Annotated in this window: 16 protein-coding genes; 8 read left to right on the forward strand and 8 right to left on the reverse strand. The window is 41.0% G+C overall.

The window, feature by feature from the left end:
- Positions 1-9: 9 nt before the first annotated feature.
- Positions 10-810 carry a substrate-binding periplasmic protein gene (locus tag ACSLUK_RS13820; protein ID WP_448549251.1) on the forward strand — a complete coding sequence of 267 codons (801 nt, stop codon included), beginning with the start codon at positions 10-12 and terminating at the stop codon, positions 808-810.
- 16 nt (positions 811-826) lie between these two features.
- Here the strand turns inward: ACSLUK_RS13820 and ACSLUK_RS13825 are convergent, their stop codons facing one another.
- From ACSLUK_RS13825 to ACSLUK_RS13840, 4 genes are read right to left on the reverse strand one after another with little or no spacing between them, the layout of a single operon-like run.
- Complete coding sequence (locus tag ACSLUK_RS13825) at positions 827-1,357, reverse strand: hypothetical protein (RefSeq protein ID WP_448549252.1); 531 nt, start codon at positions 1,355-1,357, stop codon at positions 827-829.
- A 46-nt stretch (positions 1,358-1,403) separates the two neighbouring features.
- Positions 1,404-2,228 (reverse strand): RDD family protein, encoded by an 825-nt coding sequence (locus ACSLUK_RS13830; protein WP_448549253.1) that lies wholly within the window; start codon positions 2,226-2,228, stop codon positions 1,404-1,406.
- Positions 2,229-2,251: 23 nt separating this feature from the next.
- Positions 2,252-3,424 (reverse strand): vWA domain-containing protein, encoded by a 1,173-nt coding sequence (locus tag ACSLUK_RS13835; RefSeq protein WP_448549254.1) that lies wholly within the window; start codon positions 3,422-3,424, stop codon positions 2,252-2,254.
- Positions 3,425-3,437: 13 nt separating this feature from the next.
- On the reverse strand, positions 3,438-4,283 hold the full coding sequence (locus ACSLUK_RS13840) for an AAA family ATPase (protein WP_448549255.1): 846 nt from the start codon (positions 4,281-4,283) through the stop codon (positions 3,438-3,440).
- 209 nt (positions 4,284-4,492) lie between these two features.
- Here ACSLUK_RS13840 and cysK point away from each other — a divergent pair, with 209 nt between their 5' ends.
- Both cysK and ACSLUK_RS13850 read left to right on the forward strand, forming a co-directional pair.
- Positions 4,493-5,461 (forward strand): cysteine synthase A, encoded by a 969-nt coding sequence (cysK, locus tag ACSLUK_RS13845; RefSeq protein WP_448549256.1) that lies wholly within the window; start codon positions 4,493-4,495, stop codon positions 5,459-5,461.
- Positions 5,462-5,655: 194 nt separating this feature from the next.
- Positions 5,656-6,096, forward strand: coding sequence for a hypothetical protein (locus ACSLUK_RS13850; protein WP_448549257.1), 441 nt, complete (start codon positions 5,656-5,658; stop codon positions 6,094-6,096).
- A gap of 110 nt (positions 6,097-6,206) precedes the next feature.
- Here the strand turns inward: ACSLUK_RS13850 and ggt are convergent, their stop codons facing one another.
- Both ggt and ACSLUK_RS13860 read right to left on the reverse strand, forming a co-directional pair.
- Complete coding sequence (gene ggt / locus ACSLUK_RS13855) at positions 6,207-7,967, reverse strand: gamma-glutamyltransferase (protein WP_448549258.1); 1,761 nt, start codon at positions 7,965-7,967, stop codon at positions 6,207-6,209.
- Between the two features lie 33 nt (positions 7,968-8,000).
- Positions 8,001-8,585: a tRNA-uridine aminocarboxypropyltransferase gene (locus tag ACSLUK_RS13860; RefSeq protein WP_448549259.1), complete on the reverse strand. Its 585-nt coding sequence runs from the start codon at positions 8,583-8,585 to the stop codon at positions 8,001-8,003.
- 57 nt (positions 8,586-8,642) lie between these two features.
- Here ACSLUK_RS13860 and rrtA point away from each other — a divergent pair, with 57 nt between their 5' ends.
- The 3 genes from rrtA to ACSLUK_RS13875 are packed head-to-tail and all read left to right on the forward strand — an operon-like array spanning position 8,643 to position 10,863.
- Positions 8,643-9,251, forward strand: coding sequence for a rhombosortase (rrtA, locus tag ACSLUK_RS13865; protein WP_448549260.1), 609 nt, complete (start codon positions 8,643-8,645; stop codon positions 9,249-9,251).
- Positions 9,252-9,280: 29 nt separating this feature from the next.
- Positions 9,281-10,075 (forward strand): substrate-binding periplasmic protein, encoded by a 795-nt coding sequence (locus tag ACSLUK_RS13870; RefSeq protein ID WP_448549261.1) that lies wholly within the window; start codon positions 9,281-9,283, stop codon positions 10,073-10,075.
- Positions 10,075-10,863: a substrate-binding periplasmic protein gene (locus tag ACSLUK_RS13875; protein ID WP_448549262.1), complete on the forward strand. Its 789-nt coding sequence runs from the start codon at positions 10,075-10,077 to the stop codon at positions 10,861-10,863. The genes ACSLUK_RS13870 and ACSLUK_RS13875 overlap by 1 nt, the downstream gene beginning before the upstream one ends.
- Positions 10,864-10,932: 69 nt before the next feature.
- Here the strand turns inward: ACSLUK_RS13875 and ACSLUK_RS13880 are convergent, their stop codons facing one another.
- The gene (locus ACSLUK_RS13880; protein WP_448549263.1) at positions 10,933-13,434 is read right to left on the reverse strand and encodes a S9 family peptidase; all 2,502 of its coding nucleotides are present in this window, start codon (positions 13,432-13,434) and stop codon (positions 10,933-10,935) included.
- Positions 13,435-13,746: 312 nt separating this feature from the next.
- Between ACSLUK_RS13880 and ACSLUK_RS13885 the strand changes: the two genes are divergently transcribed.
- Complete coding sequence (locus tag ACSLUK_RS13885) at positions 13,747-16,008, forward strand: YgiQ family radical SAM protein (protein ID WP_448549264.1); 2,262 nt, start codon at positions 13,747-13,749, stop codon at positions 16,006-16,008.
- Between the two features lie 177 nt (positions 16,009-16,185).
- The gene (locus ACSLUK_RS13890) at positions 16,186-17,520 is read left to right on the forward strand and encodes a M20/M25/M40 family metallo-hydrolase (RefSeq protein ID WP_448549265.1); all 1,335 of its coding nucleotides are present in this window, start codon (positions 16,186-16,188) and stop codon (positions 17,518-17,520) included.
- 69 nt (positions 17,521-17,589) lie between these two features.
- On the opposite strand, the gene ACSLUK_RS13895 is transcribed toward ACSLUK_RS13890, so the two are convergent.
- Positions 17,590-18,036: a GNAT family N-acetyltransferase gene (locus tag ACSLUK_RS13895; protein ID WP_448549266.1), complete on the reverse strand. Its 447-nt coding sequence runs from the start codon at positions 18,034-18,036 to the stop codon at positions 17,590-17,592.
- Between the last annotated feature and the right edge of the window lie 96 nt (positions 18,037-18,132).

Raw genomic sequence — 18,132 nt, forward strand, 5'->3', positions numbered from 1 at the left:
GGAGCGTTTTTGCCAGCACTACACTTCTTTGATAAATTTCAAGCTAGCCACCAATGGTTGTTACAACCATTGGTGGCTAGCTTGTTTTGTTTCATAGCAAGTTTTTCCTACGCGCAAGAATCTCTAGGCCTTGTCATGGTGAGTGATGACGGGCCACCACATATGATTGCTAAAACACAATCGGGCATAGATATTGACATTGCTAAAGCCGTATTAAGTAATTTAGGCTTTGAAACGCAAATTACGTGTGCCTCATTAAAAAGAGGTCGTCAATTGGTCCTAAACAAGCAAGCAGACTTATTCTTACCAACATTTTTTGAAACCGATAAAGAAAACATCTATCTGTCTGACGCTTTTATTCAATATCGCCCCACTGTTTTCACAAAAAAGCATCGTCAATACAGTTTTGAAAAACTCACAGACATTAAGAATCAACGTGTAGCCACATTTCAAGGGGCAACAGGTTATTTTGGTGAGCAATTTATAGAAATGACAAAACAAAATTATTATCGTGAATTCCACGATATGTCAAAACTGCCAGCGTTACTTATGGCAGACCGCGTTGATGTCGTCGTGCTTGATTATTATATTTTTTACTATTATCTGAAAGATTATGAAGAGCAACTAGGGCTGAATACTAATGTATCCAGTAAAGTGTTAAATTTTGCCCTGATCCCACCAGTTGATGCATACGTTGGTTTTCATAATGCAAAATTACGCGACGAATTCAATCACGCTTTAGCGGCATTTTTGGCAGATAAACGAGACCAGACAATTATCGAAAAGTATATTGGCGCCCAGTCTCATTAGTCATTGAAGGTTAGAATTATTTGAATATGACAGATTTGCTACTGCGCGTGTATACACGACGCTCTGGCTCTGTCCATTTCCCTTTCTTCAAATATGACGTAGAAACGGTCATCTTTTCAGATGACATTTCACTTACTGACTTAACTTTTGTAATACCGTCAGCATTCCCTTCTACATCTTCATAGGCGACAAAACTTGTATCGCTTACCATTTCGATCGTGCCAGTGGTAAAAAATTCAGCGGTCGTAAAGTAATAAAACACTAAAGAATTACGATTTTTATCAAAAAAGATAATTGACTCACCACCATACTCACCGTCATTAATTGAATGTAATGTTCTGATTGCATTTCCATTTAAATGACGCTCCCACATGGACACATCAACCACGGGCGGTTTTCCTGCTGGTGTATCAAATGTTGACTGCCATGTACCTAGGTATGGTGCAAATACCTGTAATTGTGGTGCTAGTTCTTTGTCACCCGCATGTGCGTATTGGCTTATCAGCAGTAAACTCGCTGTAATCCATAATGTAATATGTCTAATCATGTGTTTTCTCTTATTGTTTGTTTGAATTATGACGTAATATTTTTGTTTACTTGGTTTTCCAATTAATTTTTATATGTGCGTCTACCACGATAGTTGCTGAGATCTTATCGTGAATGGCTTGGCGATTTGGATCCCAAAGAACCTGCATGAAACCCAATAACCCAGTTGCTAAACCGGCACCATAACCACCGTAACGTCCAAAACTATCAGAAATAGACAGTGGTGTGCCATCGAGCTGTAATACTCTAATTCCCATTAAGCGCTTACCCGGAGTTTGCCCTTCCCACAGTGCAGTAAATATAGTGAAATAAACAGCAGCCCAACCAAAGCTCAATCCGAGATCGTGAATGACTCCTTTTAGCCAATCAATGCCTAAGTAGCCCCCCTCTTGCTTCGTCATACTGTCGTCAATCACACTTGCGACCTCACGTTTGTTTTCAGTCGCTTTATCTGGCGCTTCGACCTCAATCGTTATCGATGACGTTGATTTGCCCTCTTCACCATTGATTAATTCAGCCCCTTTATCGAACAACCGAGGTAAAGTTGAGATCAGTAAAATAAAGATAATAAACGCCCCTATGAATCGCATCATGCGACGCCTCAGTCCGTAGTTTTTTCCTAAAGTTTCAGTCCGCTTTCGATTACCCAACCGGAAGAAAATAATCGCTATGACAATCGCTAAGAGCTCTCCGGGAGTTTCAGTAAGCAATAACACGAGGAACAGGTCGGCTAATATTGCGATGAGTCGTTTCCACGGTTTTGACAATGGAATACCAAATAGTGACTCGTCAATTTTAAACGCAAATGGCGTGAGTACTTCCCTTGTTTCTTCAGCTGTTAAGCATTTGCTGTCAGCGTCTTGAGTTTTCAATCGCAAGTTTCCTTTTCTATTCTTTACATTAACGCCTTAATGCCTTCAGATAACCCATCAAGCGTCATCGGATACATTTGCTGTCCAACGATTTTACTCATTAACGAAATGGATGGATAATATTGCCAGGCATCTACAGGTTGAGGGTTTAACCAAATACACTTATCAAAGTGGCTCAATATTCGTTGCATCCAAACGCTTCCTGCCTCTTGGTTCCAGTGTTCAACGCTCCCTCCAGGATAAGTGATTTCATAAGGACCCATCGTAGCATCCCCTACAAAAATAACTTTGTAATCACGACTGTAAGTGTGTAACACCTGAAACAGATCAATGCCTTCCTGATGACGACGTGCATTATCACGCCACACTTGTTCGTAAACACAATTGTGAAAATAGAAAAACTCAAGATGCTTGAATTCGGTATGCACGGCAGAAAATAGCTGTTCACAAATTTTGATGTGATCGTCCATCGAACCGCCCACATCAAAAAACATCAATAGTTTTATTGCATTGTGTCGCTCAGGTTTCATGTGTAAATCAAGATAGCCAGCATTTTTTGCAGTCGCGTTTATAGTGTGATCTATATCTAGTTCCTGACTAGCACCAGTACGAGCAAACTTTCGTAGCTTTCTTAACGCGATTTTCATGTTTCGCGTCCCCAATTCAACTTGACTATCTAAGTTCCTGAATTGCCTTTTATCCCAAACTTTCACCGCCCTTCTGTGCCGAGATTCCTGTTGACCAATGCGAACGCCCTCTGGGTTATAACCGTCAGCACCAAAAGGTGACGTCCCTCCTGTGCCAATCCATTTATTACCACCTTGATGGCGTTTTTTCTGTTCTTTTAGACGTTCCGCCAATGTTTCCATCAACTTCTCAAACCCACCTAAGGACTCAATTTTGGCTTTTTCCTCCTCAGATAATGTTTTTGTCAATTGTGACATTAACCATTCATCTGGGATGTTCGACAGGTCCAGTTCGACATCTGCAACACCTTTAAAATAGTCAGCAAATGCGCGATCAAAGCGGTCAAAAAATGCTTCATCTTTGACCAAAACAACGCGGCTTATGGTGTAAAAATCATCAATACTCGCAAATACAACTCCTTGCTCCATCGCTTTGAGCAAGTCTAGCAACTCGCGTATGGTACATGGGACACGGTATTCTCTCAGTTTCAGAAAAAATCCAATTAGCATAACTATTCAGCCACTAGTTATTGCGACGATGAATAAAGGCTAACTTCTCAAACAAATGTACGTCTTGTTCGTTCTTCAACAGCGCACCATGCAATGGGGGGATTGCTTTAGTTTGTCTCGCGTCGTGTAATGTAGCTGCATCAATATCTTCTGCTAGCAACAATTTCAGCCAGTCTATCAACTCAGAAGTTGATGGCTTTTTCTTTAAGCCCGGAACTTCTCGTAAATCAAAGAAAGAAGTTAATGCCTCATCTAATAATTGTTTCTTGATATTAGGAAAATGTACGTTAACAATGTCGCGCATTTCTTGTGCATCTGGAAATTGAATATAGTGGAAAAAACAACGACGAAGAAATGCGTCTGGTAATTCTTTTTCATTATTCGAAGTAATGATAACGATTGGTCTTTGCTTAGCAACTACACGTTCTTGAGTCTCGTAGACAAAAAATTCCATTTTATCGAGTTCTAATAGTAAATCGTTTGGAAATTCTATGTCTGCCTTATCAATTTCATCGATCAATAAAATAGGCCTTTTACCCGCTGTAAATGCCTGCCACAACTTTCCTTTGATAATATAATTACCAATATCATGCACCTTTTCATCGCCTAATTGACTATCACGCAATCGAGAAACGGCATCATATTCATATAAACCTTGTTGGGCTTTAGTTGTCGATTTAATATGCCATGCGATTAACTCAGTATCTAAACTTTTAGCCAACTCTTCCGCTAGCATTGTTTTACCTGTACCAGGCTCACCCTTTATAAGTAATGGGCGTTCGAGTGTTGCCGCAGCATTAACGGCCAACTGTAATTCGTTTGATGCGATGTAATTGTCAGTACCTTTAAAGGATGTCATGTTATTCCTTACAACTTTGGATGAAATGCAGTGTTATTCCAATTTAGAATATAAGTAAACTAAATTTCACTTCTTTTATTTTTTTATATAGCTAATCTTAACCAGTAAGCTGGAACGAATCTAATTAAAACGTTTCAAACGAACTAATTTTAACCTATCGCGTTTTTATTCAACGATAGGGAACTAATTTCTGCCAATAGGATAAGACAATGGCTAACATATTTGAAGACAACTCAACCTCAATTGGCAATACGCCACTGGTAAAACTTAATCGTGTAGCTTCTGGCAATGTATACGCCAAAATGGAAGCACGTAATCCGAGCTTCAGCGTTAAATGTCGCATTGGCGCAAACATGATTTGGGATGCGGAAAAGCGTGGCGTACTTACACAAGGCAAGGAAATCATTGAACCTACTAGTGGTAATACAGGTATCGCATTAGCTTTTGTTGCGGCAGCACGTGGTTATTCAATTACATTAACGATGCCTGAAACAATGAGTTTAGAACGTCGAAAGTTACTGGCAGCATTAGGCGCTAAGCTTGAATTAACTGAAGGTCCTAAAGGCATGGGCGGCGCGATTGCTAAAGCAAAAGAAATTGCAGAGTCTGATCCAAACAAATATGTGTTACTTGGACAATTTGACAATCCAGCTAACCCAGAAATTCACGAAAAGACTACTGGTCCAGAGATTTGGGAAGATACAAATGGCAACATCGACATTTTTGTAGCGGGTGTTGGTACAGGTGGCACAATCACTGGTGTAAGCCGATACATCAAGCAAACACAAGGTAAAGCTATTACGTCTGTTGCGGTAGAACCTACCGATTCACCGGTTATTAGCCAAAAATTGGCTGGTGAAGAATTAAAGCCAGGCCCACACAAAATCCAAGGTATTGGTGCAGGCTTTATTCCTGGTAACTTAGATCTAAGTTTGATTGACGCTGTTGAGCAAGTAACGAACGATGAAGCAATGGAAATGGCGCATAGATTAATGAAAGAAGAAGGTATCTTAGCGGGTATTTCATCTGGAGCAGCCGTTGTTGCAGCTAAGCGCCTTGCGGAAAGACCAGAAAATGAAGGTAAAAACATCGTGGTTATTTTACCAAGCTCAGCAGAACGTTACCTTTCAAGTCCACTATTCAGTGACAAGTTCTCTGAAAAAGAATTAGTGCAATAATTCACTATTTTAACTATCCACCATTTAAAAGCGTCCTTGAGGGCGCTTTTTGTGTTTATGGTTACAAGGTATTCCGTTTACGCAATCATTTTTGGCATCAAAAACAAATCGCTAGCTGATACATAAAAATTATTAGAATTTGCCTACACTCTTAATGTAATATGAAACTAACTTAAGTATTTAGATGCAATCTTATGGAAAAAATTCTTAACAAATACATTTTTAGCCTTTTTATCGCGGTATTTCTCATTGGCTGTGAAAACAAGGAAGAGCCTATCAGTGAAATTGAAAATCCTGAATTAGTCGCAGTCGCTTTTTTTGACGCACTCTACAATGAAAAGAACGTCGCGAAAGCAGCAGAAGCATGCACCCCTAAACTCAAGCGCATCATGTTGCATTATAAATCACCGAATGCGGTTGCTCGTCATATGTTTAATATGTCATACGATAAGGTGGTTATTACCCCAGACGATAGTGGCGTTAAAGTGAGGGAGCAGTTTAAAGACAAAGCGACTGTCACCGTTTACTTTGAGGGAACGTACAATGAAGACACGTTCAGGGATGTGAAACGTTTGTCATTAGTTCAAGTAGACGACAAGTGGCTAATCAATAAGATTTTAAAAGATCCATTTTAACTTTTTCAAACTTTCAATAAATAAGAGCACCAATAGGTGCTCTTATTCGTTTACTACTTCAAAATTTTACTTGTTTGTTCAAGCATCTGCTACACACAATTCAAATCAGTCTACTCGCCCATCACTTTGCCTTCTCTACGCGGATCAGCACCGCCAACTAGCGTATGTGATTTCACCAGAATTGCTTGAATGCCACTATTGAGATCACGAACAAAAACTTTATGGCCCTTTGCTTCTAAACCTGATTTTAACTTAACAATCGAGGTGCCCTTTTCGAGTGTAGTGACATCGTTACGATTCGTTAATTTGGGCATATTGATCGCCTGTTGCGGATCTAATTTCCAATCAATTACACCCAATATAGTTTGCGCGACATAATTGATAATGCGGCTGCCACCTGGTGAGCCAACAACAAGTTTTAATGTGCCTGAAGGCGACATAACCATCATTGGTGCCATTGAACTACGAGGCCTCTTAAGTGGTTCGACACGATTGGCCACCAACTCACCGTCACGCATTGGCGATAACGCAAAATCAGTAAGTTGATTATTCAATAGAAATCCGTCAACCATCACGGCGGATCCAAATGCCATCTCTATGCTTGTAGTCATAGATACCGCGTTTCCATACTTATCAACGATAGAAATATGGCTGGTAGAAGGAAGTTCATACGCATCATCATCTGCATAAGCCAGCTCTTCCACAGGATTTCCTGCCACCGCTTTGCCCATATCCTGATGAATATTGACTTCTTGACTACGTCTTTTGATATATTCCGGAGCGAGTAAGCCATCAACTGGCACTTGAACAAAATCGCTGTCTGCAATATAGCGATTGCGATCGGCAAATGCTAAACGAGATGCCTGAGTGAATAAATGAGCGGTGTGGACATTTTCAAATGGTCGCTTGTTTAGCTCATACGGCTCAAGTAGTGACAATATCTGTAATACGGTTATACCACCAGAGCTAGGCGGTGCCATGCCACATACTTTATGTTCACGATAACTATTACACACAGCTGCGCGTTCTACTGGACGGTAATTTTTCATGTCATCCAAAGACAGTACGCCCGGTGCTATCGACGAATTTTGTACTGCATTTACAATGTTCTTCGCTATCCAGCCCTGATAGAAAGGCTCAACCCCTTCTTTTGCCAAACTTCTATAAACTTCAGCCAATGCTGGATTTTTAAGCTTATCACCTGCTTTTAGCGGGCGACCATCTGGAAAAAAATATTTGCGAGTAGCATCAAGCTGCGCGACCCCAGGATTAAACTCCATCTCGACTAATTTTTGCAATCTAGGTGAAACCCGAAAACCCCCATCAGCTAATTTTATCGCGTCTGTGAACAAATCAGCCCAAGGCAATCTTCCATATTTATCATGTGCCATCTTCAACGATGCTAGAACTCCGGGCACACCAACGGATCGTCCACCAACTACCGCTTTAATCCATGGGATTGCTTTTCCAGATTGGTCTAAAAACATATCACTTTTGGCCGCTTTAGGTGCAGTTTCACGGCCATCAAATGTAGTAATTGCGCGTTGTTGTTCATCCCAATGCAAAATAAACGCACCACCACCAATGCCAGATGATTGCGGCTCGACGAGTGTTAAAACGAGCTGTACTGCAATTGCTGCATCGATAGCACTGCCACCGGCTTTTAGAATATTGTTACCCACTTTAGTCGCGTACGGGTTGGCAGTAGCCACCATAAACTCTTTTGTTGTAACCGCTTTTTGTTGTGTAAGGCCAGTTGCAGCTTCTGGCTCACGTACCTCACGTTTGACATCAGCAAAAGCAAACGTTGAACAGCTAGCAATTAACCCAAAGGTTAATGCTAAAGACGTAAATAGATGTGTTTTTTTCATTAAACAAGCACCAGTTAAAATTAATGATTACAGTTACCGACTTTTGTTGAAAGACGACAAGTAAGTATTAAATGCCTTAAAACGTTCGAGCAGTGGCTCGTATTTGTCAATTTGACCATCGAGTACATTCAACGTATGGCAACATGCCTCCAGAGAAGACAACCCACCTTTTTTGGTGGTTTTTCGAATTGCATACAAACTTTCAAACTCATCAGGCAACTTTATATGAGGCAACGTATGCAATAATGGATTGAGTTGATACATCTTGTATGCTTTTTTCCATGTGCCATCCAGTACAATGACACATTGAATATCATGCATTGATTTTAGCGTGTCATTGATTAATTCAGCCTGCTCGCTCGGATACAACAGTGCGATTTTACCTTGATACTTAAGTAAAACGTCTTTGAACAGAGCATTCGCCTGAAAATCCTCTCCTACTATACAAGTGCAATTGTTTAACGACAACGATAATAAAGTGACGCTGCCTTTACTTTGTTTTACTTCACTAGTGTGTTGCAGTACGACAACATGAACATTGTTATTAACTTCGACCGTAAATTGACAGATACAACTTACTTCCGGCCTGCAACATACGTTACAATAACGTCTTGTCATAATTAACTAAAAAATTTCGACCCAAAGGCTAATGTTCGGGAAGTTTATCAGCATTTTATGAAAATCTCATTTAAACAAGCGCAATTGCCAATGTCTACGCAACAATTAGTCGGGCCCGTTTCCGTGTTGTTGATTGTGTTAATTTGCCATATCAATGCAGAATCATGGTCGTCGTTAGCTAATTTTGATCGCGCAGCCATTTCAGCGGGCGAATATTGGCGATTAATTACTGGTCATTTTTTTCATACCAATACCGCTCATTTACTCCTAAATTGTGCGGGTCTATTCATGCTATGGTTACTTCATGGTCAGTTCTACACAATCCGACAATACGCCTTATTGCTAGTTGTGCTTTGTACCAGTACGGCCTTACTTATTTTTGGATATTCGCCTGAACTTAAATTGTATGTTGGGTTATCCGGTGTGCTGCATGGAGTATTTGTTTTCGGCAGCTTGCACGATATTCGTGATGGTGAAAAGACCGGATATGTTTTATTGCTTGGTCTAACATTAAAAGTACTACATGAGCAATTGTACGGGCCGAGCGCAGATGTATCAGCGTTAATCAATGCAAATGTAGCTATTGATGCACATATGTGGGGAGCAATTGCAGGTGGAATTTATTCACTCTTTTATTTTATCTGGTACCAACGTAGAAATCGCTAAGCCCAGTCATGTAACAAGAGGGTATAGCGATGAATAGTATTCGCGTAATGCTCATATTCATTATTGTCTTGTGCTGTGTTTATACACCACTGCATGCTACAGAATCTCGAGCAATCCCTCTTAAGTTTGTCACTGAGCATTTGCCGCCATTTCAAATTATAGGTAAAACCAAAGTAGAAGGGTTTGTTACGGAAATCCTTGAAGCAGCATTGGCGCGCGCAAAAATCACACCTGATATCAGCATCTATTCATGGACAAGGGCGTACAACTTAGCTCTCCAACGCCCAAATACCTGTATTTATTCCATCGCCCGCACTCAAGAGCGAGAAAATAAGTTTATGTGGATTGAAGTAGTCGCGACGACAGATAGCCACTTTATTACCGTAAAAGATCGTGTCGAACAAATTGACATTAAATCACTAGAGAGTGCCAAAAATTACCGTACTGCCGTATTAAGAGACGACTTTACTCATCAATACCTTATCAACGCAGGATTCATTGAAAACAAAAACCTGTATGTTGTAAACAATACGCGCTCGTTACTTCAGTTACTTAAATCGAAGAAATATATTGATCTAATCCTCGCGGATCCACTCACTATTCACTACCGCGCAATTTATAATAAAATGGATCCCGAGCAATTTGTTGCAATTCATAAAGTTAACGCAAATCCTATCAATTTCTACGTTGCCTGTAGCCTTTCCACTGAAAAATCTATTATTGAAGCGCTGTCAAATGCGTTAGAATGGGTAAAACAGAGCGGTGAATATCAGAATATTTTACGGCGCTGGTCTATTCATAAGTTTCCAGATGTAACGAAGTAATGATTGGTTTTAGAAAATTTGTTATCCCTTTTTCAATTCTTTTTTCAAATTTAGCGGTATGTAGCGATAGCAGACCAGATCTGTTTATTGTCACTGAACATTTACCGCCGTTACAGGTTATTGATGACAATTTCGGCATTGGAGGCTTCGCAACCGAATTAATTCGGGAAACTGTTCGACGGACAGATCTCAACGCACAATTTAACGCTTATTCATGGACAAGAAGTTATAACCTCGCCCTTAAGCGTGAAAACACCTGCATCTATTCAATGGCAAAACTGCCCATACGCAACGACAAGTTTCAGTGGGTTGGCCCTATTACAATCACAAACACCGTAGTTTTTGGCGTAAATTCCCCTAATGCTCCCACGCTAAAGACATTAGAAGATGCCAAAAAGCACACCATTGCAGTGATAAAAGATGATGTTACTCATTTAGCATTGCTTGAACGTGGGTTTGTCGAGAACGAAAACTTATATGTTGTTGATAGCACACACTCTTTGTTTAGACTGGTAATTGCTCGACCTGATATCGACTTTATCTTGGCTGATGATATTACGATGCCATATCGCGCAAAACTTGCAGGGGTAGCGGTTGATAAAATTCGCCGGGTTTACGAAATTAAGAACCTGCCGCTTAACTTTTATTTCGCCTGCAGTTTGGCAACCGACAAAAACATGGTGGCATCGTTAAAAACGGCAATGTCAGCGCTTAGAAAAGACGGTACTTATCAAACATTGATAAATAAATGGCGACAAGAATCTCCCCTTGTCGCATTTGTAGAGTAACCATCGTTAAGATGGTAGTGGGTATTTGCCGTTAAGGCGAAAATACGTGCCGTCCATGGCTTCATTTGATTATAAAGTGTTTTCAAACAACTTATAAATTCTGCGATACTCGTCTAGCCAAGAACTAGGCTGAACAAATCCGTGTGGCTCTACAGGGTAAATTGCCGTTTCAAAATTCTCTTTCTCAAGCTCAATTAACCGTTGTACTAATCGAACCGTATCTTGGAAGAATACGTTGTCATCCACCATCGGCGCGTTGAGCAATAATGGTTTACGTAGTCCCTCAGCAAAATAAATAGGCGAGCTTCGCTCATACGCAATCGCATCGTCTTTAGGTGTATTGAGTATATTCGAGGTATAGCCATGATTGTAATAAGCCCAATCAGATACTAGGCGTAATGCCGCACCTGACTGGAACAAATCAGGGGCGGTAAACATCGACATTAATGTTAGAAAACCACCGTAAGATCCGCCGTAGGTACCAATACGTTCACGGTCTACATTAGCATTCTCCACAAGCCAATTCACACCATCACGCATATCTTCGACTTCTGGTTTCCCCATGTGACGATAAATAGCTGTTCGCCAATCCCGACCATAGCCTTTAGAGGCACGATAATCCATGTCTATAACAACGTAACCTTGCTGCACTAACATGCTATGAAACATGAATTCGCGGAAATAGCCTGACCAGCCTAAATGGGCGTTTTGCAGATACCCAGCGCCATGACTAAACATCACAGCACGATTTTTTTCTGCCGTTTGGTCAAAGTTCTTCGGTAAATATACGCGAGCATAAACAGGCTCGTCTTGGTATGACGAAGGAATTGCCACTACGCTAGGAGCAGTCCATGGCATACTCAAAAATTCTTCAGAAACAGTATATGTAATGCGTTGTGCATGCTGACTTTCACCGATTGATTGCACATACAATTCTGGAGGCATCGTGGTAGTTGAATGTTCGATAAGCAATTTGCTTTCATCTGGGCTCAGGCTGTATTCATTAAAACCACCAAGGTCTGTCAATGCCGTAAGTGTATGAGTGGCAACATCTACTTGATAGATCTCATAAATACCAGGGTGTTTCTTATTCGCTTTAAATATGAACCGAGAGTCATCATCAGTCAGCGTAACATCACTTACTTCAAACTTTCCTGATGTTAATGCTTTAGCCTTGCCTTTCAATGGTTTCAAATAAAGGTGTGAATACCCTGACTCTTCAGAAAGATAATACAACTTGTTTGAGTGATTTAACCAGCCAAACTCATTAAAGGTATAGTTAATCCACGCGTCATCATGCAGTCGGTGTTGTGAAACCAGACTATTTTCTAATAAATTAACAGTTACTAACCAGCGATCTTTGTTATCCCACGCCTCTAGCATCATCGCCAATTGCGTGCCGTCACTATTCCACTTTATGGAATCCCCGGCCATCCAGCCATTGATAACATGCAAATTACGAGGGCCTTTCTCTGAACGGTACTCTTCACCTTTCAGAGCGTGATTTTCAGCCTTAACGTCCGCAAGTACGTCTTCATAAAAGCCGGGAAGAGCATCATAGTGTAAAGGGAATTGTTGACCAGATTTAAGATCAAGTAAGAAAAGCTCTTCACTATATTCACGATTGTTGGCAACGCGATGACGCACCGACTCCGCCTTAACGTGACCATCGTCCGCAATATAATTTGGCATGATGTCACTGTCGTCACGACTCGGTTTATTGGCGGTTAAGCTCACCAGCATTTTGTCGCCTGAAGGCGATAACACCGCATGCACAACTCGCTTATCTTTACCTAAGTAAAATTCCGATTCGGTAATAGAATCATTTTGTGCTTTAAGCTGTTCATTGCGCTCATCAGCTAATTGTTTATTACGCGCTTGTAAAGCAATGTACTCAATCAATTCATGCTGCTCTTGCGCGATATAGCTTTTTTCTTTTTGTTCGGCCTTATCTTGCAATAATAAGCTTGCTAATTCTTTGATTTGATTTGTTTTAAGGTCATGCTCAAAAAATTTATTGCCGACACGATAAGCCACATTACCATTGGTGAGGAACATCGCATTGTATTCATGCGCAGAAGTATGCGTTAACTGTTGAGTTTTTCCTGAGCGAAGATCTTTAACTAACACATTGCCTTTAAACACATAAACTTCTGCGGTGCCCTCGTTATTTTCGATAGCGTAACTATCAGAGGCTTGATGTAACTTCGCCAAAGGGACTTGTTCGTGTTTAATGTCATTGACAAGTGACACACTGTACAAATCTGTTAATGGATTACCTTGCTGTTTCTGTTTATAAAATACGGTATTGCTGTCGTCCCCCCAATACCAAGACATGGGCGAACGCCCCATCCAATCAGGATCTGACATGATTTTTTCTAAAGTGATAGCATGCTCATTATTTACACCTACTGGTGCTTGAACATTATTTTGAGTTACAGCATCGTATCTCGTCACTTTCGCAGCTGTTGAGACAGTGGAAGTTGACGCTTTTGCAGTTGATTCGTCCGTTGTGGTAACACACGCCGATAACGCCATGGTCACCGCGATGGTAAGTAAATGTTTTTTCATATCAGTATTCTATTATCATTATTGAATGTGGAATGCTTCAGTCAGTGTAACGTTAGCCAATTCAATTGTAACCCCGAAAATGCAATTTCATCTATACGCTCATCTTGAATAACCGTCTGTTTATCACAACTACTGCGTTTTCACTAAGGATTTGTTATAATCGCGCGTCCTCAACCAAATAGCATTGCTATGGCGCGACTAAAGAATTATCACCTTACTAATAACGTGAGTGTTTTTAATGAATTAGAAATGCTTATAGTGATTAAAAGATTGTGGGCGCAATAGTATTTACTGGTTAACCTAGGCTACATAATGATTCCATTACCAAAAACCACACTGTTTGATTATCCAAAATATTGGGCCGAATGTTATGGCAACGCGCCATTTCTACCCATGTCACGAAAAGAAATGGACGAATTAGGTTGGGATAGTTGTGACATCATCTTAGTTACTGGTGATGCCTATGTTGACCACCCAAGTTTTGGCATGGCAGTCATTGGTCGTATGTTGGAAGCGCAAGGGTTTCGTGTTGGAATCATCGCTCAACCCGACTGGCATTCAAAAGACGCCTTCATGCAGTTAGGAAAACCTAATCTATATTTTGGTGTTACCGCAGGTAACATGGATTCAATGATTAACCGTTACACTGCAGAACGTAGAATTCGTCACGATGACGCATACACACCAAACAATGAAGGGGGTAAGCGCCCTGACCGTGCAGTGTTAGTATATTCTCAGCGCTGTAAAGAAGCGTATAAAGACACCCCTGTGATTATTGGCGGTATCGAGGCCAGTTTACGCCGAATCGCCCATTATGATTATTGGTCAGAGAAAGTACGCCGTTCTATATTGTTCGATGCAAAGGCTGACCTACTGATTTATGGCAACGCAGAAAGGCCACTGGTTGAAGTGAGTCATCGCATAGCAAAAGGCGAATCGGTTAAATCGTTAACCGATATTCGTGGCACCGCCTTTCTGGCTAAGCAAGCATTACCTGGCTGGCATGGCATAGATTCTCGCTCAATTGATAAACCGGGCAAGATTGATCCGATTCCTAGCCCATATCAAGATATGACTGCTGAAAGCTGTAGCGACAAATCAACTGACGAAGCAGTTAAAACTGTCGAAAAAGACGTTAGCACAACACCACAGCCAATCAATATTCAGGATTATCGCAATAAGTCGTGGGAAGACAAGAAAAAACCTTGGTTAACAACATATATTAATTTGCCTACTTATGAGCAAGTAAAAGACAACAAGATGTTGTATGCGCACGCATCACGCATTTTCCATCAGGAAGTTAACCCAGGCTCTGCAAAGCCACTTGTGCAACGTCATGGTGACCGCGTCATTTGGTTAAATCCGCCCGCATACCCGTTAAGCGAAGCAGAAATGGATGGTGTATTCGGCCTGCCATACCAGCGAGTGCCGCATCCTACATATGGTAAAGCTAAAATTCCCGCCTATGACATGATAAAAACGTCAATCAACATTATGCGCGGATGTTTTGGCGGTTGTACATTTTGTTCTATCACCGAACATGAAGGACGCATTATTCAAAGCCGTTCTGAAGAATCTATCATACAGGAAATCGAAGACATCAAAGAAAAGGTGCCGGGTTTTACTGGTGTCATTTCGGATTTAGGCGGCCCAACGGCAAACATGTATCAATTGCGATGCAAGAGTCCTAAGGCAGAAGCCACTTGTCGTAAACCTTCTTGTGTCTGGCCTACCATTTGTGGGCATTTAGATACAGATCACACGCCAACTATCAATTTATATCGTCGTGCACGCCAAGTTAAAGGCATTAAAAAAGTACTGATTGCTTCAGGTGTTCGATATGACCTTGCCGTTGAAGATCCTGATTATGTGAAAGAGCTCGCAACGCATCATGTTGGAGGTTATTTGAAAATAGCTCCTGAACATACCGAAGAAGGCCCATTAAATAAAATGATGAAGCCCGGTATGGGCAGCTACTACCAATTTAAAACTTTGTTCGACAAGTATTCGAAACAGGCTGGCAAAAAGCAGTATTTAATCCCCTACTTCATTTCGGCGCACCCTGGCACGACCGACATGGATATGGTTAATCTGGCATTATGGCTAAAAGAGAACGACTTTAAATTAGACCAAGTACAAAACTTTTATCCTTCGCCACTGGCAAACGCAACCACGCTTTACCACACAGAAATTGACGCATTGCGTAATGTTAAGAAAAACAGCGCTAGTGTGCCTGTACCTAAAGGAGGCCGACAACGTCGTCTACACAAAGCTATTTTGCGTTACCATGATCCAGCCAACTGGCCGATGATACGAGAAGCACTGACCAAAATGGGCTTAGCTAGAAAACTCATTGGCAGTCGCCCAGAATGTTTAGTGCCGGCTGAAACTCGCAGCGAGAAAGATTATCAACATTATAAAAAACAAGGGCGTGGCAAAAATAACGCCGCAGGTCTTAAAACTTCACCAGGCCAGCGTCGAAACAAAATAAGCACTAGCCGTACACGACCTGGCAAAGAAGGCCTAACACGTTTTAGCGATAATCAATTCAAGAAACGTCCAAATAAGAAGTAAACCGAATCGATGGCAACTTTTTCGTTGCCATCATGACTTCTTTCTTCTTTTTAGCGGCGATACAAATGTTTACATTTCTATCCGTTTGTTCAATCCGTAGATTGACGGGTTTAGATTGCATTTGTTAACTATCTGTTTAATAGTGAATACACCAAAGAATTAGAAAAACAAATCACTATGAAAACATTTAGCAAAACCGCCTTAGTGTTGGCAGTATCACTTGCCCTGCCAACAATCACTTATTCAACAAGCAGTCATGCCTATCAACTTTCCAAGCAACAAGTTATTAAAGATATAACTTACCTTGCCAGCGATGAATTAAAAGGTCGTGCGAGTTTTTCTCCTGAAATTGACAAAGCCGCTGAATATATAGGAAAGCGTTTTGCTGAATTAGGACTAACGCCTTTAGCTGGTGAAAAAAGCTTTTTGCAAACTTTTTCAATCACCAATATCCAACCTAAAAGCTTAACGGTCATGCTCAATGGTAAATCAGTTGCCAGCGAGAAGTTAGGAATGGCGTCAACGATGAAACAGTTACACTGGCAAAAAAACAATGACAATGTTCAAACACATTTCGTTGGCGAAAATGACGATATGCGCGCAAAGCTGGGTGAGTTAAATCAAGTGGGTGGCGAGCACCTTGTCATTATTCATTCAAAACACGAACGTTTATTTCACGGTTACAGCAATTACTTTGCGCGCGGCCTAAATAAACTATCGCTCGAACATCAAGGCGCTATTGTCATGGTAATGAGCGACGAACCAAACATTGAGTCATTCGACATAAAAGCTGAAACTCAACACAAAACGCAACAACTCACCAATGTAGTTGGTGTACTCAAGGGTCACCAAAAACCTAACGAAAATGTGCTATTTTCTGCCCATTATGATCATTTAGGCACCGGTGGCGAAGGCGAGGATATTATCTACAACGGCGCTGATGATGACGCATCGGGTACTACTGCCGTCATCAATCTTGCCGAGCACTATGCCAAGCAAGGCAATAACAGCAGAACACTTATATTTAGCGCGTTTACTGCGGAAGAAATCGGTGGTTTCGGTTCAAAATACTTTTCAGAACAGCTTGACCCGAATAGTGTTGTTGCCATGATGAATATCGAAATGATTGGTAAACCATCTAAGTTTGGTGCAGGTCGCGTGTGGATGACAGGCATGGAACGATCAAATTTAGGCGAGTTGCTCAACAAGTCACTGCCGGGCGAAAATGCTAAAATTCATGCAGATCCTTACCCTGAGCAAAATCTATTTTATCGCTCTGACAATGCCACACTCGCTCGATTAGGTGTGCCAGCGCATAGCTTTAGTAGTACACAGCTAGACAAAGATCAGCATTATCATCAAGTATCTGACGATATTGCCAGCTTAGACTTAGATTCGTTTTATCAAGTCATTCACAATTTATCAATTGCCAGCCAAGGACTTGTTGACGGCAGTATTACTCCCACTCGAGTAGATACCAGCAAAGTGAGAGGAAAAGGTAAAATCTATTAATTTGGCTATTAAAACAGCGTCGTTGCTCAATAGCGACGCTGACATTCAGTGTTGCCAGCATTAAACGATTTAGTTCTTGTCTGCAACCCAACGCATTTGAAACTCTAACATGTTCTGGCTTACAATTTCGAATCCTTGCCGCTGATAAAGAGCCAGTGCAGGGTTAGCCAGTAGCACGTTTAATGTCACACCAAGTTCCCTTTCCTGTGCTTTCTTCTGCGCAAGTACTAATACCCGAGAGCCAATGCCACGCCCTTGAAATTCAGGCATGATTTGAAATTGACGAATATGAATGTTATCGCCTATGAATGCCAACTTGATTAGCCCTATCGCCTGCTCCTCATACTCAATAATATTTGAATCTTCAAAATACTCTTCAATACGCGATAAATGATACTGCGCCGAGGTTTCAATGCCTGCACTGCGCAAGTATTCATTCATTGTGAGTTGCCTAAGCCTTAACAAAAATGGCTTATCTTCTGGCGTTGCACGTCTAAAACGTATGGTTTTACCCATAAAACGCAAACCTTTACCTTATGATTTGATAACTAAGACAAATATTTACAAAGTAATTAAGCCACGTTATCGTAAATTTTTAATATCTAATCTATG

This window comes from Thalassotalea fusca (assembly GCF_053485835.1).